This is a genomic window from Frankia umida, from assembly GCF_023242945.1.
Lineage (GTDB): Bacteria > Actinomycetota > Actinomycetes > Frankiales > Frankiaceae > Frankia > Frankia umida.
On record NZ_JALKFT010000020.1, the window covers coordinates 1 to 23443 of the forward strand.

Here is a 23443-nt window from a genome sequence, read left to right on the forward strand (position 1 = left end):
TAGAAACGGTAGCGGTACGCCCGCTTCACCACCCGACTTCCCACACCGGGCAGAACACACGATTCCCCGGTCATTCTGGCAGCCGAGTTGACGCGCTGACCCCGCCCTGAAGGACGGGGCCTGCACGCTACGTTTCCCGGTCACCTACGAACTGGGCGGGCTCGCCGCGCTCGGCGGTGTGCAGACCCGCACCCTGCCCGGCCTCGCCGACACCGCCGACCTCGCCGAGGTCGCCCGTGCGATCCGCGTGCCGACGGCCACCTACGGGATGGTGCGCACGGCGGTTCTCGCGGTGGAGAACACCCAGGCCCGTCGCGGTGGCCGGGTCGTGCCGCCGGCCCGGCTGGATCAGCTCGGCGCACTCACCTCCCGGGCCGGGATCGCCCTGCACTGCGACGGCGCGCGGCTGTGGAACGCCGCGGTCGCCGGCTCGGTCGAACCGCGCCGGCTCGCCGCACCGTTCACGACGCTGTCGGTGTGCCTGTCCAAGGGGCTCGGCGCGCCGGTCGGCTCGGTGGTGATCTGCCCGGCGGGTCTGGAGGGCGACGTCCGCGAGTGGCGGCGCCGCCTTGGTGGCGGGATGCGCCAGGCCGGGGTGCTGGCCGCGGCCGGCCTGTACGCCCTGCGCCATCACGTCACCCGCCTGGCCGAGGACCATCGGCGCGCGGCGGAGCTCGCCGCCCGGCTCGCCGACGTCGCCCCCGACCGGGTCGATCCCGACCAGGTCGAGACGAACATGGTGCTGGTCGAGGTCAGCGACGCCGCTCGCAGCATCGAACAGGCCGCCGCGGCCGGCGTGCTGATCGGCGCGACCGGCCCGACCACCCTGCGCCTGGTCACCCACCTCGACCTCGACGACGCGGCCACCCGGCGCGCCGGCGCGGTCCTGGCCACCCTGCTGCGCGCCGAGTCCGCCCGCCCCTGAGTTCAGGGTGCCAGCCGGCCGCGGTCAGCTGGCCGCCGGGGCCTCGGCCTTGTTCGGGCCGAGCAGCTTGAACACGGCACCGGTGAGGTCGGCGGCGATACCGAGGCGGCCGTAGGGAGTGTCCTCACCGGGCTGGAGCACCGTGCCGCCGAGTTCGGCGGCCCGCGCCAACGTCGCGTCGGTGTCGGCCGCCCCGAAGTACACCGACCAGTGCGCCGGAACCCCCTCCGGCAGGAAGGCCGAGGCGTCCATGATGCCGGCGCGGGCGGACTCGTCCTTGCCGTAGGTGGCGTAGCGGAACTCGGGGGTGTCGCTCACGATGTGGACGTCCCAGCCGAACACCTCACGGTAGAAGTCGACCGCGGTGGTGAAGTCGCGGGTGAACAGTTCGAACCAGCCGGGCGCGCCCGGCTCGGCGAGCACACCGACGCCCGCGTGGGTGCCGGGCTGCCACATGCCGATCGCCGCCCCGGTCGGGTCGGTCACCACGGCCATCACACCGAGTTCGTTGATGGCCATCGCCGGCACGATCACCCCACCGCCGTGCTCGGTCGCCGCGGCGACGGTCTTCTCCGCGTCGGGTGTGGCCAGGTAGATCGACCAGCCATCGGGCGCCGGGCCCATCTCCGCGACCTTCGGCATCAGCCCGCCGACCAGCGCACCGCCCAGCTCCAGGTTGGTGTAGCCGCCGAACTGCTCCGCGGCCACCTGCCCGGACCAGCCGAACAGGTCACGGTAGAACGCCTGGGCGCCCTCGGCGTCCGACGTCAGAAGGTCGACCCAACAGGGGGCGCCGGCCGGGATGTTATCGCTCGCGGGCATGGTGTCTCCTTCTCGAACGTGGTCTCGCACGCGGTGGTCTCACATGCGGTGGTCTCACATGCGGTGGTCTCGGCCGCCATCGCGGCTGCCACCACCTTGGACCCCACCACCGACAAAATTTCATCGCTCCCTCCCGACCCACTTTCCGAATCCCGCGGCTCACGTCAGGACCACGCGTCGCCCCGGCGCCCACGGCCGCGCCGCGTCCGAAAGACACCCCGTCCACCGCCGGACGCGAGAGGATGGCGACCATGGTCACCGGCCAGCACCGCACCAGCCCCCACGAGACCTCCGACCAGCACGTGATCGGCCAGCGCGGCACCGACCAGGCGCGCCTCAGCCAGGACGACCACGGCCCCGGCGACAGCCCCGGTGGCGGTGACAGCCCCGGTGACGACGCCGGTGTCGGTGCCTACCGGCGGGCGTGGGAGCGGGCGGCGAGCGATCCGGCGGAGTTCTGGGCGGACGCGGCGCGAGCGGTCACCTGGACCAGGCCGCCGCGGCGTGTCCTCGACGCGGACCGTCCACCGTTCTACCGCTGGTTTCCCGACGCCGAGCTCAACACCTGCGCAAACGCGCTCGACCGCCACGTCGACGCCGGCCGCGGCAGCGACCTCGCGCTGATCCACGACTCGCCGGTCACCGGCACGATCCGCCGCTACACCTTCACCGAACTGACCGACGAGGTGGCCCGGGCCGCCGGCGCGCTCGCGGCGCTCGGTGTCAGGCGGGGCGACCGGGTGATCATCTATCTGCCGATGATCCCGGCCGCGGTGATCAGCATGCTGGCCTGCGCCCGGCTCGGCGCGGTGCACTCGGTGGTCTTCGGCGGTTTCGCGCCCGCCGAACTCGCCGCCCGCATCGACGATGCCCGCGCGAAGGTCGTGGTCAGCGCCTCCTGTGGGCTCGAGCCGAACCGGATCGTGGCGTACAAGCCGATGCTCGACGAGGCGATCGCGCTCGCCGCCCATCCACCCGAGCACACCCTGATCGTCGCGCGCCCGCAGCAGCCCGCGCCGCTCGTCCCCGGCCGCGACCATGACTGGGACGCCGCCCTCGCCGCCGCCACCCCGCATCCACCGGTCCCGGTCGCCGCCACCGACCCGCTGTACATCCTGTACACCTCCGGCACGACCGGACGGCCCAAGGGCATCGTGCGGGACAACGGTGGCCACGCCGTCGCGATGGCCTGGTCGATGGGCAACGTCTACGGCATCCGCGCCGGGGACGTCATGTGGGCGGCCTCCGACGTCGGCTGGGCCGTCGGCCATTCCTACACCGTCTACGCGCCGCTGCTCGCCGGGGCGACCACGGTGCTGTACGAGGGCAAACCGGTCGGGACGCCGGACGCCGGCGCGTTCTGGCGGGTCGTCGCCGAACACGGGGTGAACGTGCTGTTCACCGCGCCGACCGCGATCCGGGCCATCCGCCGTGAGGACCCCAACGGTGACCTGCCCGGCCGGTACGACCTGTCCGGCCTGCGCGCCCTGTTCCTGGCCGGCGAACGCCTCGACCCGGCCACCTGTGACTGGGCGTCCACCACCCTGGGCATCCCGGTGATCGACAACTACTGGCAGACGGAGACCGGCTGGCCCATCGCCTCGTCCCCGCTCGGCCTCGAGCCGCTGCCCGTCAAGGCCGGCTCACCCTCGCTGCCGATGCCCGGCTACGACGTGCGGGTCCTCGACGACACCGGACGACCCGTCCCCGCCGGGGTGGAGGGAGCCCTGTGCCTGCGCCTTCCCCTGCCGCCCGGCACCCTGCCCACCCTGTGGGGTGATGACGAGCGGTATGCCGCGTCCTACCTGCGTGCCTTTGACGGCTTCTACCTCACCGGCGACGGCGGCTACCTCGACGACGACGGCTACCTGTTCGTCCTCGGCCGCACCGACGACGTGATCAACGTGGCCGGCCACCGGCTGTCCACCGGCTCCATGGAGGCCGTGCTCGCCGAGCATCCCGCCATCGCCGAATGCGCCGTCGTCGGTGTCGCCGACCCACTGAAGGGCCAGGTCCCCCGCGGGCTCGTCGTGGTGAAGGCCGGTGTGGAGATCGACCCGGCCGTCCTCGCCGCCGATCTCGTCGCCCGGGTCCGCGAACGGATCGGCCCGGTCGCCGTCTTCCGACGCGTCGACGTGGTGACCGCGCTGCCCAAGACCCGCTCCGGCAAGATCCTGCGCCGCACCATGCGCGAGATCGCCGACGGCCGCTCCCCCGCCGTCCCGCCCACCATCGAGGACCCCGCCGTCCTGGACGCCCTGCGCCCCGTCCTGCGCGCGCACTGACCGCCGCGGCCGGTAACCCGACGTCAGTGGTGGAAGGAGGCGGCGTCCGCGGGTGCGGCGGGTGGGAGGCGATGCCCGCCCGCGCCGGTGCGGGCGGACTCGAACCGGTCGATGGTTCGGCGAAGATCGGTGATGAGCAGTTCGGCGAGGTCCCGGCTGAACTCGTGCCGCACGACGATCCGCAGCACCGCGAGGTCGGTCAGCTCCGGCGGGAAGTGGTAGGCCGGCACGAGCCAGCCGCGGGTGCGCAGCAGTTCGGAGATGTCGAAGACGGTGTAGTCGCTGATCTCGTCCCGCAGCCGAAAGGCGAACGCCGGGATGCCGCTGCCATCGGACACCAGCTCGAACGGACCCATCTCGGCGATCTGCCCGGCGAGCCAGCGGGCGGTGTCCCGACAGCCCTGGGCCACCCGCTGATACCCGGCGAAACCAAGCTGGATCAGTGTGTAGTACTGCGCGACGACCTGGGCGCCGGGACGGGAGAAGTTCAACGCGAACGTCGGCATCGACCCGCCGAGGTAGTCGACCTCGAAGACGAGTTCGTCCGGCAGATGTGCCCGGTCCCGCCACAGCACCCAGCCGACGCCCGGGTAGACCAGCCCGTACTTGTGCCCCGAGGTGTTGATCGACACCACCCGGTCGAGCTGGAAGTCCCACCGCAGGTCGGGGTCGCAGAACGGGGCGATGAACCCACCGGAGGCGGCGTCCACGTGCACGGGGATGTCCGGGCCGCGCTCGGTCGCCGCCAGCCGGTCGAGAGCTTCGACGATCTCGGCGACCGGCTCGTAGCTGCCGTCGAACGTCGACCCGAGGATCGCGACCACGCCGATCGTGTTCTCGTCGCAGTGCCGCACCGCCTCGTCCGCGGTGAGATGGGTGCGCCCGGGCCCCACCGGCACCAGTCGCGGTTCCACATCCCAGTACCGGGCGAACTTCTCCCAGCACACCTGGACGTTCGCGCCCATCACGATGTTCGGCTGGTCCGTCGCGGCACCGGCCGTCTGGCGGGCCGCCCGCCAGCGGCGCAGCATCGCCAGGCCCGCGAGCATGCACGCCTCGGACGACCCGGTCGTCGAACAACCGACGGCGTGCGCGGCATCCGGGGCGTGCCACAGATCGGCGAGGATGTTCACGCAGCGCCCCTCGAGCTCGGCGGTCTGCGGATACTCATCCTTGTCGATCATGTTCTTCGGGGCGCACTCGGCCATCAGCCGGTCGGCCAACGGATCCATCCAGGTGGTGACGAACGTGGCCATGTTCAGACGCGCGTTGCCGTCGAGCATCAACTCGTCGTGCACCAACTGGTAGGCGGTCTCCGGCGCCATCGACTCCGCCGGCAGCCGAAACCGCGGCACGCTCGTGTCGCCCCCCGGGCGCACCAGCCTCGGCCGGATCGCGACGGTCCGCTGCGACTGCCGCCCACTCGCCTTTGGATGTAGTGACATCGCTGGCCCCTCTTCCTGATCCCGTCGGGTGGTCCGTCAGGTGGTCGCGTCAGGCCATCGCGCCGGGGTGACCCAGCAGCCGGTCCACCTCCCGACGCTGGTGCGGCAGCAGCGCGGGTTCGCGTGCCTCGACGGCCCGCCGCAGCAGGTCCTCGGCCCGGGTGTCGTCACCGATCACCCGGAACACCTCGGCCGCGTGCCACAGCACGGGACCGTTGTCGGCCGCGTCGTCGAGCACCGCCGTGGTCTCCGCCGACGCCGCCGCCGGCTGGCCGAGCCTGGCCATCGCCAGCGCCCTGGCCGCCCGGGTCTCGGGCGCCGGGACCGCCTGCTGCGCCTGCGGGTTCAGCCGGTCCAGCCGGTTGAGATCCTCCAGCGCCGCCACGTCATCGCCGAGTTCGACCCGCAGCAGGCCGCGTCCGGCCAGCGCCGCCGCCGAACGGGGCGCGAGCGCCAGCGCCGTCGAGAACAGGGCGGTGGCGGCCCAGCGCTGGCCGGAGTACCACAGCGCCCGCCCAAGATCGATCTGGATGTTCGCGTCCGCGGGCAGCCGGGTCGCCGCCGCCTGCAACTCGGCGACCGCGGAACCGAGACGTCCCGTGCGCAGCAGCAACCGGGCGGCCTCGGCCAGCGCCCGACCGGAGGCCTCCACATCCGGGAGCGACTCGTAGAGCTGCGCCGCGTCCTGATAGCCAGCCCGCGCCTGCTCGAGATGACCTCGTTCGCTGTCGATGTCGGCCAGCAGCACCAGCGTCTGGGCCCGGACCCGCGGATCGGCGGCCTGCTGGCGCAGCACCTCACCGGTGTGGAGGCGAACCGCGACGTCGTCGCCGTCCACCCGGCTGATCAGGGCCGCGTGCAGGTGGTCGGCCGCGCTGATCTCGGTCGCCGCGGCGCCGGCGATCGACCAGGTCGGCACCGCCGCCTGTAGCACCGGGATCAGCCGGTCGTCGAACAGCTCGAACCGGCGGGCACCGGCCCGCCATTCGACGACCAGGACGTACCGCTCGGCGAGCGCGACGAGCAGAGCGGTGGGCATGCCGGCGGTCGTGGCGAGGCCCTCGTCCACCCCGGCGCGGCGCCCGCGCTCGGTGATGAAGGTCTGGGCGAGCCAGTGCCGCACCTCGCCCGCGTCAAGATCATAATGGCGGGCCTCCTGCGCGATGGCCTGGGTCAGATAGGCCGCCAGCAGGACGTCGGTGGCGCCCCACGCCGGGAGCTCCGCCACCACGGCCTCCGCGTGACCCGCGCGTTCCCGCTCGAACGCGGCCATGACCAGGTGCAGGAACAACGGCTGCACGGTGTCGCTGGTCAGCACCGACGGCGCTCCGGCGACGTCCGTCACCCGACTCGTGGTGAGATCGTCCAGGCAGGCATCGATGACCTCGGGAGACAGGTTGCCGCCTGCCCGCCGGGCCGGCTCGGCCAGGGCCAGGGCCGCGGCGCCACGATCGGGGGGGTCGACCCGGACCCTGGTGATCTCACCGCCGGCGGCGAGGATCGACTCGTACGGCGCCAGCTCGGCCAGGCTGCCCTGCCGGATGATCAGGAGTAGCCGCAGGTTCGGCATCGCCGTGACCGCGGCGCCAAGAAGCGTCATGAACTGCTCGCGTAGCACCTCAAGCCGCGGCGAGTGCGGCGCGAGCAGCTCCTCGAACTGGTCCACCGCCGCCAGCACCGGCCGCTGCGAGCAGGCCACGGGTCGGCCACGTCCGACCCCGGACAGCACGTCTCGCAACATCGGCGGTAGTGGGGCGGCGTCGCCCGGGCCGGACCAGGACCGCAGCAGCGCCGCAGCGAACGGGTTGACCTGGGGACTCCCTGCCGGTGCGACGGTGCCCATGCCCAGATCGCCGTCGGCCAGCGGCCGGACGCGCCCCAGCGCCAGCACGTCGGCATCCCGGTCGGAACAATTCGGTAGGACCCCGGCCCGTATCAGTGAACTTTTTCCGGCGCCTGTTGGTCCGTACACCACGACCAGGCGGCTATCCAGCCATTTCGCCAACAACGAATGCGCAGCGGCCGCCCGCCCGAAGAACAGCGCCTCGGCGGCGGGAACGAAAGGACGCGCCACGGAAAACGGGCCGTCTTCGGCTCGAGATGTCATCGCTCGACCCGGGATCCCGCCGACCCGGTGGGCCGCGTCGCACCCATCCGGCCGGTAGTGTGACCAGCCACGCGTTCGACCGATACCGACCGACGTCGCACTCGGCCCGCGGCCCGGCGGTGAGCCGGCACTCCGCCCACCCGCGACGAAATGACGACCTCGCCGCCCGCCCTGACCGATTCGACACCCAATGTGGTAGAGCTCCTCGTCGCCCATCCCTGACGTCGGCAAATCTTATCGGAGAACGGTCAGCACCACCGGCCGGACAGCCACCCCGGCCGGCAGGCCGTAATACGCAGCCAGACCAGCCGAACCGCCCGGCTCTCCTGACTGAACCGGCCGAAACCGGGCACCGTGAGCAGCGCGATCTCACGGTGGGTCAACGATGGTCCGTACCGTCAACCCCACGGCGACAGGGCTTCCTCGGTCAGCGACCTGGACACCGGAGCCGTGCGCGGGCGGCATCTCCACGTCCGTGACCGCCGGGAAAACAAGACTCGGACAGCATCTGGCTGCGGACGCGACCCCATCGGACTCGGATTCAGGGGTTGACCTGCGAGTTTTGCCAATTTTGACCGCCGAATGCGGCAAGATCAAAATTCGCGATGGGCGAGAACGCTGATAGACATGTACTGGGCCGCGGACGCCGATGCGGCCCGGGCGTATCGGAGGGTATACACGCCCGTACGCCCGAATGGCTTCCTACCTCGCCAACCACTAGGTAGGATCAGTCGGTAGACTGAAGAATTTTTGCTTGGCAGGTCACTCGGCCAGAAGTCCGTTGGTCCCGGAAGTGGACCGACCCGGCCGGAGCGGAACGTCGGGTACAGCCAGAACAGAGCAAGAGGCGCGGCAGGATCCGGGGTAGGCACCAGCAGACCGCCAGACCGCGCCTCGCGTAGAGCTACGCGGGGGGCCAAGAGTGGATGCGGTGGTGGGTTCGGTTCCGGTGCAGGACACGGGTCGGCGGGTGCCGATCGTGTGGGGCAACGTGCCACAACGGAACAAGAACTTCACCGGCCGGACGAAGCAGCTGGCCGATCTACGGCGACGGATCACCTCCGACGACCTCGACATCACCGCCGTGCTGCCGCACGCGCTGCAGGGGATGGGCGGCGTCGGCAAGACCCAGCTGGCGGTCGAGTACGCCCACCAGTTCCAGACCGACTACGACCTGGTCTGGTGGGTCGGTGCCGAGCAGCCGGTGATGATCCGTTCCGCCCTGGCCGCACTCGCACCCCAGCTGCGGCTGACCGAGGGCGGTCCGCTGCGCACGGAGGACGCGGTCGCCCTGGTGCTGGACGCGCTGCGGCGCGGCGAACCCTACCGGCGCTGGCTGCTGGTCTTCGACAACGCCGAGAGCCCCGAACTGATTCGCCCCCTCATCCCGCACGGCCCAGGGCACGTCATCGTGACCTCACGCGACCGGGGCTGGCTGGGCCAGGTGGACGCGATCGAGGTCGATGTCTTCGACCGGGCGGAGAGCACGCAGTTCCTGCAGCGCCGCGTCCCGGGGATCACCCCGAACGACGCCTACGAGCTCGCCGACGCGCTCGGCGACCTGCCACTCGCCTTGGAACAGGCGGGCGCCCTGCAGTTCGAGACCGGAATGGCCGCTCAGGAGTACCTGCAGCTGTTCCGCGAGGCATCCGGCCGTCTCCTCGCGGAGAGCCAGCCCACCGACTATCCGACGTCGGTGGCCGCGGTGTGGAGCCTGTCGATGAACCGGCTGCAGGAGCAGTCGCAGTTCGCGCTGCGGCTGCTGCGCCGCTGTGCGTTCTTCGGCCCGGAGCCGATCTCACTGGAGATGCTCGACCGTGGCCGGTACATCCTGGATTCCGACTTCGGCACCGAGATGCAGGACCGGCTCGCGGTCAGTCGCGCCATCCGGGAGATCGGCCGCTACGCCCTGGCCCGGATCGACAGCAGCGCGCGCACGCTGCAGGTGCACCGGCTCGTCCAGATTGCCATCCGCAACGAGCTACCGGACGAGGACCAACAGAAGATCCGCAACGAGGTGCACCAGCTACTGATCGCGGCCGACCCCGGCGAACCGGAGGTGCCGAGCAACTGGCCGCAGCTCGGCCAGTTGCTGCCGCACATCGTGCCCTCCGACGTCTACCGGTCGACGCTGCCACCGGCGCGCCGGCTGATCGAGACCATCGTGCGCTACCTGAACTACTCCGGTGACCTCAGCAACGGCCTGGTCGAGGCGGATCGGGCGTTGCGGTGCTGGATCGCCGACTCCGGGCCGGATGATCCCGACGTGCTCGTTCTCCAAGGGGTCAAAGCGAACATCCTCTGGGCGCTCGGGCGCTATGGCGAGGCCTACGAGCTGCGCCGGCCAACCCTTGAGGCGATCACCCGGGTACTCGGTCCCAACCACGAGGAGACCCTGCTCATCCTGAACGGTCACGGCGCGGACCTGCGCGCTCGTGGCGAGTTCTCCGAAGCCTGGCGGCTCGATGAGGACAGCCTGGCCCGGCACCGGACCGTCTTCGGAGACGAGGGCCGACCCACCCTGCGTGCCGCCAACAACCTCGCGGTCGACTACGGCCTGATCGGTTCGTATGCGCGCGCGCTGGAGACCAACGAGCACAATCTCGCCGATCAACGTGCGGTGGCCGGCGGAGATGACATCTGGGTGATCCACTCCATGAGCGCGGTCGCCCGCGATCGGCGCCAGGCCGGCCGCTACCTGGAGGCCCGGCAGCTGGCCGAGCAGGCCTACCTCCTGCACCGTGACCTCGTCCAGCGTCGTGAACTCGCGGCCGATCACCCCCTCGTGCTGCTCGCGGCGAAGGATCTGTCGGTGGCCCGGCGTAAGGCCGGCGACTTCACCGGTGCCCTCACACTCGCCCGTGAGGTCTACGACCGCTACACCAAGGCGCCGCAGTTCGGCTCCGAGCATCCGGACAGTCTGGCGGCCGCGATCAGCCTGGGTAACGCCCAGCGGGTGGCCGCCGACCCGCTGGAGGCGACCGAGCGGATCGAGAAGACCATCCGCCGGTTCCACGACGTGCTGGGCCCGGAGCATCCCTTCACCCATGGCTGCGCGCTGAACCTCGCGCTGGTCTACCGCCAGCTCGACCGGGTCAAGGAGGCCGAGAAGCTGCTGACCGACGCGCTCACCGGCCTGCGGGCCCGGCTCGGCGCACACCACCACTACACCCTCACCTGCGTGGCCAACCTGGCCACCGTGCGCGCTGTGCTCGGTTTCACGGACGAGGCCCTGGCGATGGGTGAGCAAACCCTGATCGAGTTCCGCGAGCTGCTCGGTCCGGACCACCCGCACACCCTGGTCTGCGCGGCCAACGTGGCGCTGGACCTCACCACCCTGGGCCGGTCGGACGAGGGCACGGCGCTGGCCGAGGACACGATGCGGCGCTATCGGCGGGTCCTTGGCGAGGAGCATCCGGACGTGCGGGCGGGGCTCAACCGTGAGCGCCTCGACTTCGACTTCGAGCCGCCCGCGCTATAGCTCGGGGCCGGGCCGCGGCGACGACGCGGCCGGCAGCCAGGACGCCAGGGCCAGCGGATCGGGTCGCCGGTCGGCCAGCCTGGTGATCTCCCGGTGCAACGCGAGGACGAGCTCGGGTGCCGTGGCCAGCATCGGCGCCTCGGCGCGCGCGTCCTCCCAGGCCCACAGGGCAAGCCCGGCCCAGGGCTCAAGCCGGTCCGGATCGTCAGCGATCCGGACCAGATAGTCGGCCCTCGCGGCGGGAAGATCGCCCAACGCGTGCGCCTGGTCCGAGATCGGGATGTCGACTCCCAGCGCACCAGGCAGGCCCTCCCGGGCGGCCTGAAAGGCCTTCGGCTCACGCAGCCGAAGGTGCGCCAGCTCCAGCTGGACGCTACGGGGCAGTGCCCGTGGCGCCGGACGCACCTGGGCGGGCGGCCGCGGCCCGACCGGGGCCGGGCGGCCCGCGAGCCACGCCCGCGCCAGCGACGTGACCTGATCGGCCGCGGGTTCCAGATTGCGCAACCGCCAGGTCAGCCTGGACTCCGCGCTGATCCGTGCGGCCAGCCGCCCCGGCCGCGCCGGTACCACCGCCTGCCGGTGCGGCCAGACGGCGGCCTGCATGCCGTCGAGAAAGCGCCGTCCCAGCGGCGTCATCGCGCCCGACATCCGCATGGTGATCAGAACCCGCCACACCTCCTCCCGCCACCGGGCGAACTCGAAGTGCGCGTAGTCGTTCTCGGGATGCTCCCGACGCTCGTCGTCCCAGAACCCGACGAGACCGAGGTAGGCGTAGGCACCCTGCAACAGGCCGCCCAGGGGACGCGGATCGGCCCGCCAGGGCGCGTAGAACAGCCGTCCGTCCGCCGGCTCGCACAAGGTCACCAGATCGAGCAGCGCCGAAAGCTTGTTGTGCTGGAACTCGTGGAGCAGCGCGGCGGCGCAGGACAGGCCGTCCACCGGCAGGGTCATCGCGACAGCACCGAAGGCCTCCCCCGCGGAGGCGGACAGCTCACTCGCCCCGTCCGTCGCCCGTAACGGAAAGATCGTGGTGATCGCCGCCGACAGTGCCCGAGCCGCCACCGGATCTCGCCGCACCAGGATCCGCCAGCCCTCGTCCAGGCGACGCTGCCACCGCTCGACCAGGTCCGGGTCGACGTCCCCGGAAACCGGAAGACCAAGATGGTGGCGACCTGGGTCGACGAAGTCGAGCCGCAGCTCGATCCCCATACCGGACGCCTCGCTACGCAGCGCCGGAACCGCGTGCCAGCTCGGGCTCCCCGCGACCCCCGGTGCCCCGGCGACCCCAGGTGCCGTGGCCTCCCGTCGACCGGTTCCTGGCCGCAGGTCAAGGTCGGGTGAGTCGGCATCGTCGCGCCGGGCATCGTAGGCATGGAGGGAGAGCCGGCCGTCGACCAGCCGGGCTCGGAGCCAACCGGCCAGATCACCGCGGCGGCGGCCAAGCGTGGGCAGCACCAGCTCGCCACGGGGCGCGTACAGGACGAGCTCGGCGTCGATCCCCGTCCGGGCCGCCGCGACGACGGCCAGGGCACCCAGTCCGGCGAGATCACCCGCGACCGGTCCGGTCGAGGACACGCTGCCCCGCAGCCGGCGCAGACAGTACATCGCCCAGAGGCCGAATCCCGGCGACAACAACAGCTCGGTGACCACGTCCGGGCCAGCATGCTGCGCGGCCGCGAGAACGCCGTAGCTGCGGGTGAGCTCGCTTCGGTGGGTGGCGGCGGGGTCCAGCCGCTCGGCGTCCTCCATGACGGCCCGCAGCAGCAGAAGGCGCCGGCTGAGCTGGGTGCTACGCAGCCGGTGGACGACATCGTCTCGGGCGCGACCGGCCGCCAGCTCGTCGAAGTCGGACCAGTCAAGCCGATGAAACCGGACGTTCACCCGGTCCGGCGCCGAGTGTCGTCGAGATCGGCGCGGATGCGGCGGCCGATGTGCGTGATGAGGGCGAACAGGTCAGGACAGTACACCGAGCGGTTGCGGAAACCCGATCCGGGCTGGTAACGGTGGGGGTAGTACCCGCCGCCGCAGATCCGGTGCAGGGAGCAGTCCGCACACCGCGCGCCGAGCGCGGCCACGCCGATCTGCCTGGCCACGATGCCTGGATGCGGCAGTGCCGCGTCGAAGTCGTCTCGATCGACGTGCAGCCCGGTCCGGGCCGCGCCATGGTAGGCGGACTTGAGCGCGTCGACCTGTTCGATGGCACCGTCGGTCTCGACGACGATCACGGCGGCCGGGGTGAGGCCGATGCTCTCGACCTGGCTGTGTCCACCGAGAAGCAGAACGATGATCTCGGCGAAAAGACGAATCTCGGTTTCGTGCTCCGGCGCGGAGTACCAGCGTTCGAACGCCGTGATGAGCCAGTCCGCGTACGGCGTGCGCTGTTCGTCCGCTACCCGACCGGGCGGTCGGCTCAACCAGTTTCCGTGCGGCAGCAGGAAATCCACGGCAGGTGGCCGCCAGGCCAGCAGGCTTTCGTACACCTCCACCGGGTCGGCCTCGAGGTCGACAACGCACAGCAGGCCCGCGAAGACGTCACGGAACCGATCCGCCGTCAGCCGGCTCAGTCCAGCATGGACCGCCTCGAAGCTGCCACGCCCGTTTCGGTATGGGCGCTGTCGGTCGTGTGCCGCCGCCCCGCCGTCCACGCTCACGCCGACCTGAACGCCGTGGGACAGGCACAGCTCGAGCATCGCGTCGTCGAGCAGCACCGCGTTGGTCTGCATGCCGAGGACAACCTCGGTCTCGGGCGACACCGCCGCGCGGAACGCGGTGGCCAGATAGCCGAGCAGATCAGCCCCGGCCAGCAGCGGCTCTCCGCCGTGCAGGATGACCTGCACGGCGGAGAGCTCGTGCTCGCGAGCGTGCCGTGCGACCCGCGCGGCCGTCACATCGATCGTCCGACGGCTCATCATCACGGGCTGCTCCCGCCAGCCCTGATCGGCCTGGTGGTAGACGTAGCAGTAGCTGCAGGCGAGATTGCACCTGCTGTGCACCTTGAGAACGAACTGTCGAAAGGGTTCGCCGCGCCAGGCCGAATGACCGGAGAGATCCGCCAGCCGAATGCCGTACGGCCATTCAGGGCCGGTGGTCAGCGCCAGCTCGGAGATTTCATGCACCACGGTCGAGGCCGGCCGACTTCTCCGGAGCAACGCCCGCGCGCTGGCCGGAGTTTCCGGGCGGTGGCCCGATCATCTGCTGGTCCGCTGAGGATCTGATAATCGAGTTGAAACCGGAGTACCTGGGTGGCGCCCCGCTGGCTTCCCGGCACAGGCGTAGCAGCGCGCGACCAAGCTGCGGGCCGCCCACTTCCATGATCTTCTCGAGGGACAGTCCCGTCATATCGGGCTGGTGAGACTCGATGGCTGCCGATCCGCTGGCCACTACATTACCTCCTCGCCCCACCCTGATCTTCCAATCTAGCCGGCCGCGGCGGCGCGCGCGCGTAATGCCACCGAACGGCCGCCGCAGCGGGCCGGCAGCGGACCGATGACCGCACCTCGTCCGGGGCCGCGTCGTAGACTCGGCTTTCGCGGCATCGACGCCTGCCGCGGCCGGAGCAACGGTCTGCACAGGGTGCGGGGGCACTGGGTGGAAAACAAGCGATCAGTGATGCCTGCGGCGTCCGCCTACAGGCAGTCGAGTCGCGGGCATGCCTGGCCGTCGTTATCTCGTCGAATACACGAGGTCCGCACGCGGACAGGTCCGGATCGCTTCTGGGTACGCACCGGGCCCGGCGGCCCCGTTCCCCACCGACCTGGATGCGGCTGATCCGGTGGCCGAGCTTCCCCTCTACTTCTTCCTCAGCTACGCGCGCCTCGACGGCCAGGACGGTGCCCACCTGGGCCGGTTCGTCGACGACCTGCGGCGTGAGGTGCGTGCCCGGTGCGGGCATCCCGATGTCAAGGAGATCGGGTTCCTGGACACCACCAACATCGCGCCGGGAGAAGCCTGGTCCGAGGGCCTCACCGAGGCCCTTCGCCGGTGCCACACCTTCGTCGCGATCTGCTCACCGAGTTTTTTCGCCAGCGAGTACTGCGGAAAGGAATGGCAGGCGTTCAGCGATCGCTGCCAGCGTGGCCAGCCCAACCAGGGCACCCAGCTTCCCGCCCTGCTACCGGTGATCTGGACCCCGTTGCCGCGGCTACCACCCGTCCTGGCACGACTGCAGTATGATCACACCGGCTTCGGTGAGCTCTATTCTCGGCGTGGCCTGCGCTACCTGCTTCAGCTGAAGCGGAACCATGACGACTACCAGGAGTTCCTGGTGGCGCTGGCAGAACGGATCGTGCACCTCGTGCAGGTCTCCCCACTTCCACCGCAAGCCGAGATGCCGGATTTTTATCGGATTCGCAGCGCCTTCGAACCGCAGGAGCAGAAAACCGATCGGCCGGATCCCATCCCGGCCGAACCGGAGCTCACGCCGCTCGAACCGGTCGCCGAGGGTGAGCCCCACTCCGATCGTTCCGCCCAGCCCTCTCGGCACGAGGTGGACCGCCCCCAGCCGGTCAACCCACCACTGGTGGCGACGACGACGGCCGACGACCGACCCCAGCCCGAGAACGGCCCCGGTGCACCCAGGCCACCGGACACCTCGGTCCCGCCAGAGCCGGACACCCTCCGAGCAGCCGAGTCACCGGTGCGCGGCTCGGGTCCGAAACGCGTTACGTTCGTCATGGCCGTGGCCTCGGCCGCCGAACTGTCTTCGTTACGGAGTCAGCTCAACTATTATGGCAGCCAGTACGACGAGTGGACACCCTACCATCCCCGGTCCCGTCAACGGGTCTGCATCGCCGCGCAGGCCATCGCCGCATACCAGGACATGTCCTCCGACATTGTCGAACTACGCGACGGGATCAGCACGCTTCTCGATGCCTCCCGCGATCGTAATGAGATGGTGGTCTTTATCGTCGACGCCTGGACGACCCAGCTCGAGCCGTTCCACCGGGCGCTACGGGAGTACGACAACCGAAACGAGCCGACCACCGGCGTGCTGGTCCCGTGGAACCTGGATGACACCGAGACCGCCGAAAACGCCGCCGAGCTCAGGGAGTCACTGGGGCGGGCCCTGCGAAACAACATCGTCCGACAGGACAATCTCCAGCTGGAGATACACACCCACGAGGAGTTCGACGCCTCTCTGCTACAGATGCTGGTGGACACCCAGGCCCGCATCTTCAGGTCGTCATATTCCGTCCGTCGCTCAGAATCCCCACCTCGCCGCCGGCCCTTTCTCGCCGGCCCGTAAAAGGTAGGCCATGCCAGGTGCATCCGTGGGACGCATCGTCACGTTCTACTCCTACAAGGGTGGCACGGGGCGATCGATGGCGCTGGCCAACATCGCCTGGCTGCTGGCAAGCAACGGGCGACGCGTCCTGGTGGTCGACTGGGATCTGGAGGCACCCGGCCTGCAGCGGTATTTCCACCCTTTCCTGAACGACCCGCAGCTACGTTCCACCCGCGGCGTCATGGATCTCATCTGGAACTTCACCGCCGCGGCGCTGTCGCCGACCGCGTCCAGCGAGGAGGACTGGCTGGTCAGGGTCAGCGCGATCACCCCCTACGCGGAATCGCTGACCTGGGACTTCCCCGACGACGGCACGATCGACTTCGTCTGCTCCGGGCGGCACGACGCCGCCTACTCCCAACGCCTGAGCGCCTTCGACTGGACCTCCTTCTACGAGAGGCACGGCGGCGCGGACTTCATCGACGCTCTGGCCGAGAGCATGCGCGACTCCTACGACTGGATTCTGATCGACAGTCGGACCGGCCTCAGCGACACCGCCGGAATCTGCACCATGCAACTCCCGGACACAGTGGTGAACTGCTTCACCCTCAGCACGCAGAGCATTGAAGGGGCGGCGGCCGTCGCACGATCGATCACGGCGCCGGAAGGCGACCACGAGATTCGCCTGCTCCCGGTACCGATGCGGGTCGAGGACACCGAGCACGCGAAACTCGAACGGGGCCGCGACCTCGCCCGGGCCACATTTGATCCCTATCTCGCCGGCATGAGTGCCGATGAGCGTGCCCGCTACTGGGGGGATGTGGAGATCCCCTACAAGGCGTATTACTCCTACGAGGAGATCCTGGCGGTCTTCGGCGACCGTCCGCATCAGGAGGGCACCCTGCTCGCGGCCTACGAGCGACTCGCCGCACGGCTGACCGACGACGAGGTCCACGAGCTGCCGGCCCAGGACGAGCGGCAGCGACGACAGCATCTCGCCCTGTTCGAACGCCAGCAGGCCGATATCCCGGCTGGTATCCGGGTACGTCATGCCACCCGCGATCGCGGTTGGGCCGACTGGATCGCCGAGGAGATCGCGGCGGTGGGCTTCGCCGTCACCCTTGAACCACTCGACGAGCGGGACGGGAGCACGCGGCTGCCTTCCACGGGCGACGCGGACGGGCGCGTCGTCGTGGTGCTTTCACCGGCCTATCTGAGTCTCTTCGGTCCGCCGGATTCTCCGCGTGGGAGTGGTGGCGCCGGCTACGGCGGCGATCGAGCGCCGATCGTCGTCCGGATCAAGGAGGTGGAGCTGCCGGCCGAGTTCGACAGCCTCCACATCGCCGAACTCGCTGGTCTTGACGAGGCGGCCGCGCGACGCACCCTGCTCACCACGACGGGCCGACCCACCCGACGACCCGCGGTGGACCAGCCGACGACCAGGCAACCATCCGCGGTCCGTTTCCCAGGTGCGCCCCCGCAGGTCTGGGTGGGCGTGCCCACCCGCAATCCGGCGTTCATGGGTCGTGAGGATCAGCTCGCTCTGCTGCGGGAGCGCTTCGTCGGGGCGCAGGCCGCACCTACTCGTGCTCTGGTGCTCCAAGGGCTCGGTGGGGTTGGCAAGACACAGATCGCGGGCGAGTACGCCTACCGGTTCGCGTCCTCCTACGATCTGGTCTGTTGGATCGGCTGCGACCAGCCGGCGCTGGTGCGCAGCAGCCTGGCCGCCCTGGCCGGGGTGCTGGGCCTGCCGGAGCGGCCCGGGCGTGACCCCGTCGCCGACGCCCTGAACGCGCTCCGGCGAGGAGTGCCCTACCGACGTTGGCTCCTGATCTTCGACAACGCCGACAGTCCGGACGACATCGTGCACCTGGTGCCGCACGGGCCGGGTCATGTACTGATCACGTCCCGGAACCAGCGCTGGCAGGGGCGACAGGCCCGGCTGGAGATCGGCGTCTTCAGCCGGGCCGAGAGCGTCGCGCTCCTGCGCCGCCGGGCACCGTCGCTCACCGAGCAGATCGCGGCCCGGCTCGCCGAGGCACTGGGCGATCTGCCGTTGGCGCTGGAGCATGCCGGTGCCTGGCATGCCGAGAGCGGGATGTCCGCCGAGAGCTACCTGCGCCACCTCGAGGACAGCCCACGTCCGCTGTTGTTGGAAGGGGAGATTCCCACCTATCCCAGGCCGGTCGCCCGCACCTGGTTGCTTTCCGTCGAGAGACTGCGCGAACAGGTGCCGATCGCGGCACGACTGGCCGAGCTGTGCGCCTTCTTCGGGCCGGAGCCGATCAGCCTGAGCATCTTCGCCGGCACCGAAAACCTCCGCGAAGTCACCGATCCGGGAGATCAGGAACTGCGGGATTCGATCACACTGGCCTCCGCTGTTCGTCACGTGACCGAACACGCCCTTGTCCGGCTGGTGGACAAGGACGGCGATTCCTGCCTGGAAATGCACCGTCTGGTACAGGCGGTACTCCGCGACGAGTTGGCCCCGCCGCGGCGGGCCGAGGTCCGCGGTCGGGTCCATGCCCTGCTGGCCGCCGCCGATCCGGTCGACCCCGACGAGGCGTCGGCGTGGGCCAGTTACGCTCGGCTCCGCCCGCACGTGCTGGCCTCCCGGGCGGTGCGCTCCGCGGCTCCGGTGGTGGCGGATCTCGTACGCAACCTGGTACGCAGTCTTTTCACACAACGCGACTACGGCGGCTGCCAGGAACTCGCCAACGAGGCTCTCGCGGTCTGGCGTGACCGTCTGGGCGAGCACGACTGGCGCACCCTGCGGATCGCCCTGGATCTCGCGGACAGCCTACGGGCCCTCGGCGAGCCGGAACGGGCTCACCAGTTGGACGAGGCCGCGCGAAACGGGCTGGTACGCATTCTGGGTCAGGATCACGAACTGTCGCTGCGGGCGGCGATGGCGATCGCCGGCGACCTCCGCGGCATCCGCGACTACCAGCAGGCCCGTGTCTTCGACGAGCAGACCTTCGAACGATTCAGAATCAACAACGAGCTCGATACTCCCGACGGAATCAAGGCCGCCAACAACCTGGCCGTCTCACTGCGGTTTGCCGGCGACTTCCGGCGAGCCCTCGAGCTGAGCCGGGACGTCCACGATCGGGTGCGGACGCCGGCGCTGTCCAAACCCAAGGATGTCGATGTGCTGCAGTACGCCGACAGCCACGCGCGGGATCTTCGCGAATGTGGCCGATATCACGAGTCGCTGAGTTTGCTACAGCAGACGCAACAGGAGTGTCGGATCAGACTCGGTGACGATCACCCGGACACTCTGAGATCCGCACGTAACTATGCAATCTCACTGCGCTGGAACGGCCGGCTGAGCGAGGCGTTCCGCCTCTCCAGGGAGACCATGGACAAGCTTCGCAACCTCTCCGGCCCGAACCACCGTGAAACGCTCATGACGGCGGCCAGCCTCGTCTACGACCTGTGCCTGGATCAGCAGACCTCCGATGGCTGGCAGTTGGCCGAGGATACCTTCGAGCGGGCCCAGAACCACCTTGGGCCAGAAAGCCTCGACACGCTTGGGGTGGCAAACTCACTAGCCGTCGCACGACGCCGTCTTGGCGATAACCTGCAGGCTGCGGACCTTGCCGAAAGAACCATCCTGAGCCTGGAGTCGTCCCTGCCAAAAAACCACCCGTTCGTCCACTACGCCCGTGCCAATCTCGCCAGCTGTCTCTTCGACCTGGGCCGCGAGCGCGAAGCCAGGGAGCTCGACCGGCAGGTCGAGGGGGGCCTGCGGACCGCACTCGGCCATGAACACCCCCACACCATGTTCGCCACGGCCAACCGCGCCGCGGCGCTGGCAAGAACGAACGAGGAGAAGCTCGCACATACGATGAGCTCGCGGACCCTCGAGGAGCTCGCGGTTTCGCTGGGACCAGCGCATCCGGTGCTCGCCAGGATCACCGGCGGTGAACGCATCGATTTCGAAATAGACGTACCACCGCCGTGACCCTCATTCCGCGTGGGGCTCAGAAGCGACCACAGTCGGCGGACCAATGCTCGAGTTGAATCCCGACTGCGCGCCAAGTGGGTTCTCCGCGGCTCTGCTCAGAGCGGTCAGGGCATGTCGGATCCGAGGGTTCGGATGATCTCTGAGTCGATCCAGATCAATGTCGGAGAGATCCGGCAGATCCGACTCGAAGGCCTCGTATCCGGCGACCATGGCTCGTTCCCCTTCCCGCTCCGGCCGGACACGGCCGAAATTGAAGGCAGCGTACGACCACCGGCCCGGCGTCCGATGACCCGGGGGCGCGACTGCCGGAGAGTAACCCGCCACGTACCCCGGTCAACACACCTTGGCGGGCCGCCTTATGTCCACCGATCACGGTAACCGGCCACATACTCCACCAGTTCAACCAGCGATCAACACCTGCCGCGTCGCGATCAGACAGCGAAGGTCCGCAGCGGGCCGGTGTAGGGCTTGGCCGGTGGTGGGGCGTACTCACCGCGGCCGCTGGTGCGCAGACCGAGGCCGGCGAGACCGGCGACCATCGCCGTGGCCACCGAAACGCCGTCGATCACCGGAATCTCGAGATCGGCCGACAGGGACGTACACAGGTCGGCCATGCCAGCACAGCCGAGCACGATCACGTCGGCGCCGTCGTGATCACGCGCCGCTCGGCACTCGGCGAGGATGCGGGCCGGTGCGCTCGGGTCGGCCTCAAGCTCCAGGACCGCGATCTCGCAGGCGCGCACGCCGCGGCAGACCGACCGCAACCCGTACCGGTCGACCAGCTCCCACGCCCGGCCACGGGTGCGCTCCAGGGTGGTGACGACGCTGAACGCCCGGCCGAGGGTGGCCGCGGCGCGCATCGCCGCCTCGGCGATGCCGAGCACCGGGCCGGTGGCCACTTCGCGGGCCGCATCGACACCCGGGTCGCCGAAGCAGGCGATCACATAGCCGGCCGCGCCGTCGGCCTCGCCGGCGGCGATCTCGCGCAGAATGCCCGGCACACTGAGCGCCTCGTCGTAGTGGCTCTCGATCGAGGCCGGTCCCATCGCCGGGGTGACGGCCTCGACCCGCGTACCCGGCCCGGCGGCGAGGCGGGCCGACCTGCCGATCAGTCTGGTCATGAACTCGGTCGTGTTCGGGTTGATGACCCGGATGAGCATGGTGCGGCAACCGTCCAGGGAGAGCCGAAGGAGTCCGGAGCGCGGCGCCGGCGTCAGGGGCCGTACTGGCCGCCGGACGCCGGACGCCGGACGCGGGGTGCGGGGTGCGGGGTGCGGGCGAAACGTGGGACGTGGGAGAAACGTGGGACGTGGGAGAAGCGGGCGGTCAGCGGGTGGCGGCCCGCGGTTCGGTCTGCGGGGTGCGGGGGCTTGGCACCGGGGCGACCAGGGAGGTCGCGGTGACCGGGGAGCGGCGGGCGAGCAGGTAGTAGACGGCGAGCCCGAGGCCCATCCCGATGAACCAGCTGTACTGGGCGGCGGTGTGAATCCACGAGATGGCCGACCCGGGGATCACGACGGTGAGCATCGCGATGACGGCGCCGACCACCGTGGCGATGACCGCCGGCGGGTTGAAACCCTTGTGGTACCAGTAGGACCCGCGCTCGGACATGGTGAACAGGTCGTCCACGACGATGGTCTGGCGACGGATCAGGTAGAAGTCGGCGATGAGCACGCCGAACAGCGGGCCGATGAAGGCGCCCAGCGTTTCCAGGGTGTAGCGGATGACATCCGGGTTGTTGTACAGGTTCCACGGTGTGATGAGTACGGAGCAGACCGCGGCGATCATGCCGCCTGCGCGCCAGCTGATGCGCTGCGGGCTGACGTTGGAGAAGTCGAACGCCGGCGAGATGAAGTTCGCGACGATGTTGATGCCGATGGTGGCGGTGGTGAAGGTGAGCGCGCCGAGCACGATGGCGAAGGTGCTGTCGATCCGGGCGACGGTCTGAACCGGGTCGGTGATGAGTTCCCCGAAGACGGGAATCGTCAGCGAGGCGGTGAGCACCACCAGCAGGGAGAACACCAGGAAGTTCACCGGAAGGCCAAGAAGGTTGCCGCGTCGGACGGCACCGAAGTCCTTTCCGTACCGGGCGAAGTCGCCGAAGTTCAGCATCGGACCGGAGAAGTAGGAGACGACCAGGGCAATAGCGCCAAGCATGATCGAGATGGTGGAGCCGCCATGGCGCTCGCCACCGAGGTTGAGGCTCATCGCACCCCACCCGGCCTTGTAGATGAGATAGCCGGTGAGGGCGAACATCACGACGTAGACGGCCGGGCCGCAGAAGTCGATGAACCGGCGGATCGTCTCCATGCCGGTCCAGAACACCGCCGCCTGGAGGACCCACAGGGCGGCGAAGCTGCACCACCCGAGCAGCGGCAGGCCCAGGAAGCCGTACTGGTGGACATCCGCGTAGGGGGCGAGGCCGCCGAACAGCTTGAGCAGGACGACGTCCAGCGCGGCCGAGGCGAGGTAGGTCTGGATGCCGTACCAGGCCACGGCGATGAGCCCACGGATGATGGCCGGGATGTTGGCACCGAGCACACCGAAGGATGCCCGGCAGACCACCGGATAGGGCACCGCCGCCTGCTGGCTGGGCCGGGCCACGAGATTGCAGAAGAAATAGACGATGGTGATGCCCACGAGAAGCGCGACCAGGACCTGCCAGCTGGTCAGCCCGAGCGCGAACAGGCTGCCGGCGGTCACATATCCGCCGACGCTGTGCACATCCGACATCCAGAAGGCGAAGATGTTGTAGGTCGACCAGGTCTGCCTGGGTAGCGGAGCAAGGTCCTCGTTGGCAAGCCGTGGATCGTAACCTGGCTTCACCGCACCCGAACCGACCGGTTGGCCAGCGGCTTCGATCATATCTCCGTTACTTGTTGGCAGGTCCCGCGGCGGCGCCACGGTAGCCTCGGACTCGTTCATTGTTTCTCCCTCGGATGGCTGCGCGGTCCACGCGGGTGATCGGGCGTTTTCAGACACACGACGGGTCGCCGGAAACGCGGCCCGCTTCGGCGTCAGACCGCTCCGGTCACGGCGAGATGAATCCACCGGCCGGCCTCTGTCGAGAGACAGTAGGGTGGTGATGTTTCTGTCGAATGACACGACAGATATATCCGCTGGTGGACGGTCGAAGCCGAGTTACTCCGTGCTGCGCTGATCAGAATCGCGGCTGATCGGCGAC

14 protein-coding genes are annotated in these 23443 nt (G+C 69.6%); 5 read left to right on the forward strand and 9 right to left on the reverse strand.

The window, feature by feature from the left end; all coding sequences use genetic code 11:
- The first annotated feature begins 151 nt into the window (after positions 1-151).
- Positions 152-925 carry a GntG family PLP-dependent aldolase gene (locus tag MXD59_RS18130; RefSeq protein WP_308301737.1) on the forward strand — a complete coding sequence of 258 codons (774 nt, stop codon included), beginning with the start codon at positions 152-154 and terminating at the stop codon, positions 923-925.
- 24 nt (positions 926-949) lie between these two features.
- On the opposite strand, the gene MXD59_RS18135 is transcribed toward MXD59_RS18130, so the two are convergent.
- A complete protein-coding gene (locus tag MXD59_RS18135) occupies positions 950-1747 on the reverse strand; it encodes a VOC family protein (protein ID WP_248825877.1) in 798 nt (265 codons plus the stop codon).
- A gap of 251 nt (positions 1748-1998) precedes the next feature.
- Between MXD59_RS18135 and MXD59_RS18140 the strand changes: the two genes are divergently transcribed.
- On the forward strand, positions 1999-4032 hold the full coding sequence (locus MXD59_RS18140) for an AMP-binding protein (RefSeq protein ID WP_248825878.1): 2034 nt from the start codon (positions 1999-2001) through the stop codon (positions 4030-4032).
- A 23-nt stretch (positions 4033-4055) separates the two neighbouring features.
- Here the strand turns inward: MXD59_RS18140 and gad are convergent, their stop codons facing one another.
- Positions 4056-5477 carry a glutamate decarboxylase gene (gene gad / locus MXD59_RS18145; RefSeq protein WP_248825879.1) on the reverse strand — a complete coding sequence of 474 codons (1422 nt, stop codon included), beginning with the start codon at positions 5475-5477 and terminating at the stop codon, positions 4056-4058.
- A 49-nt stretch (positions 5478-5526) separates the two neighbouring features.
- Complete coding sequence (locus MXD59_RS18150; protein ID WP_372512129.1) at positions 5527-7584, reverse strand: nSTAND1 domain-containing NTPase; 2058 nt, start codon at positions 7582-7584, stop codon at positions 5527-5529.
- A 931-nt stretch (positions 7585-8515) separates the two neighbouring features.
- Here MXD59_RS18150 and fxsT (MXD59_RS18155) point away from each other — a divergent pair.
- Entirely contained in the window at positions 8516-11065 is a 2550-nt protein-coding gene (gene fxsT / locus MXD59_RS18155; RefSeq protein ID WP_248825881.1) for an FxSxx-COOH system tetratricopeptide repeat protein, read from the forward strand.
- On the opposite strand, the gene MXD59_RS18160 is transcribed toward fxsT (MXD59_RS18155), so the two are convergent.
- The 3 genes from MXD59_RS18160 to fxsA are packed head-to-tail and all read right to left on the reverse strand — an operon-like array spanning position 11060 to position 14404.
- Entirely contained in the window at positions 11060-12946 is a 1887-nt protein-coding gene (locus MXD59_RS18160; RefSeq protein WP_248825882.1) for an HEXXH motif domain-containing protein, read from the reverse strand. The two genes, fxsT (MXD59_RS18155) and MXD59_RS18160, sit on opposite strands and share 6 nt — an antisense overlap.
- The gene (locus tag MXD59_RS18165; RefSeq protein ID WP_248825883.1) at positions 12943-14181 is read right to left on the reverse strand and encodes an FxsB family cyclophane-forming radical SAM/SPASM peptide maturase; all 1239 of its coding nucleotides are present in this window, start codon (positions 14179-14181) and stop codon (positions 12943-12945) included. The genes MXD59_RS18160 and MXD59_RS18165 overlap by 4 nt, the downstream gene beginning before the upstream one ends.
- Complete coding sequence (gene fxsA, locus MXD59_RS18170; protein WP_248825884.1) at positions 14174-14404, reverse strand: FxSxx-COOH cyclophane-containing RiPP peptide; 231 nt, start codon at positions 14402-14404, stop codon at positions 14174-14176. The genes MXD59_RS18165 and fxsA overlap by 8 nt, the downstream gene beginning before the upstream one ends.
- Positions 14405-14837: 433 nt before the next feature.
- Here fxsA and MXD59_RS18175 point away from each other — a divergent pair, with 433 nt between their 5' ends.
- Together MXD59_RS18175 and fxsT (MXD59_RS18180) are read left to right on the forward strand one after the other, a co-directional pair.
- The gene (locus MXD59_RS18175) at positions 14838-16310 is read left to right on the forward strand and encodes a TIR-like protein FxsC (protein ID WP_248825885.1); all 1473 of its coding nucleotides are present in this window, start codon (positions 14838-14840) and stop codon (positions 16308-16310) included.
- 10 nt (positions 16311-16320) lie between these two features.
- Positions 16321-20256, forward strand: coding sequence for an FxSxx-COOH system tetratricopeptide repeat protein (gene fxsT / locus MXD59_RS18180; RefSeq protein ID WP_248825886.1), 3936 nt, complete (start codon positions 16321-16323; stop codon positions 20254-20256).
- A 3-nt stretch (positions 20257-20259) separates the two neighbouring features.
- Here the strand turns inward: fxsT (MXD59_RS18180) and MXD59_RS27790 are convergent, their stop codons facing one another.
- The 3 genes from MXD59_RS27790 to MXD59_RS18190 form a co-directional block, all read right to left on the reverse strand.
- Positions 20260-20469, reverse strand: a complete 210-nt coding sequence (locus MXD59_RS27790; RefSeq protein WP_504858359.1) for an FxSxx-COOH-like cyclophane-containing RiPP peptide — start codon at positions 20467-20469, stop codon at positions 20260-20262.
- Positions 20470-20690: 221 nt separating this feature from the next.
- Positions 20691-21419 (reverse strand): aspartate/glutamate racemase family protein, encoded by a 729-nt coding sequence (locus MXD59_RS18185; protein ID WP_248825887.1) that lies wholly within the window; start codon positions 21417-21419, stop codon positions 20691-20693.
- Positions 21420-21585: 166 nt separating this feature from the next.
- Positions 21586-23124: an NCS1 family nucleobase:cation symporter-1 gene (locus tag MXD59_RS18190; protein WP_248825888.1), complete on the reverse strand. Its 1539-nt coding sequence runs from the start codon at positions 23122-23124 to the stop codon at positions 21586-21588.
- Positions 23125-23443: the final 319 nt, after the last annotated feature.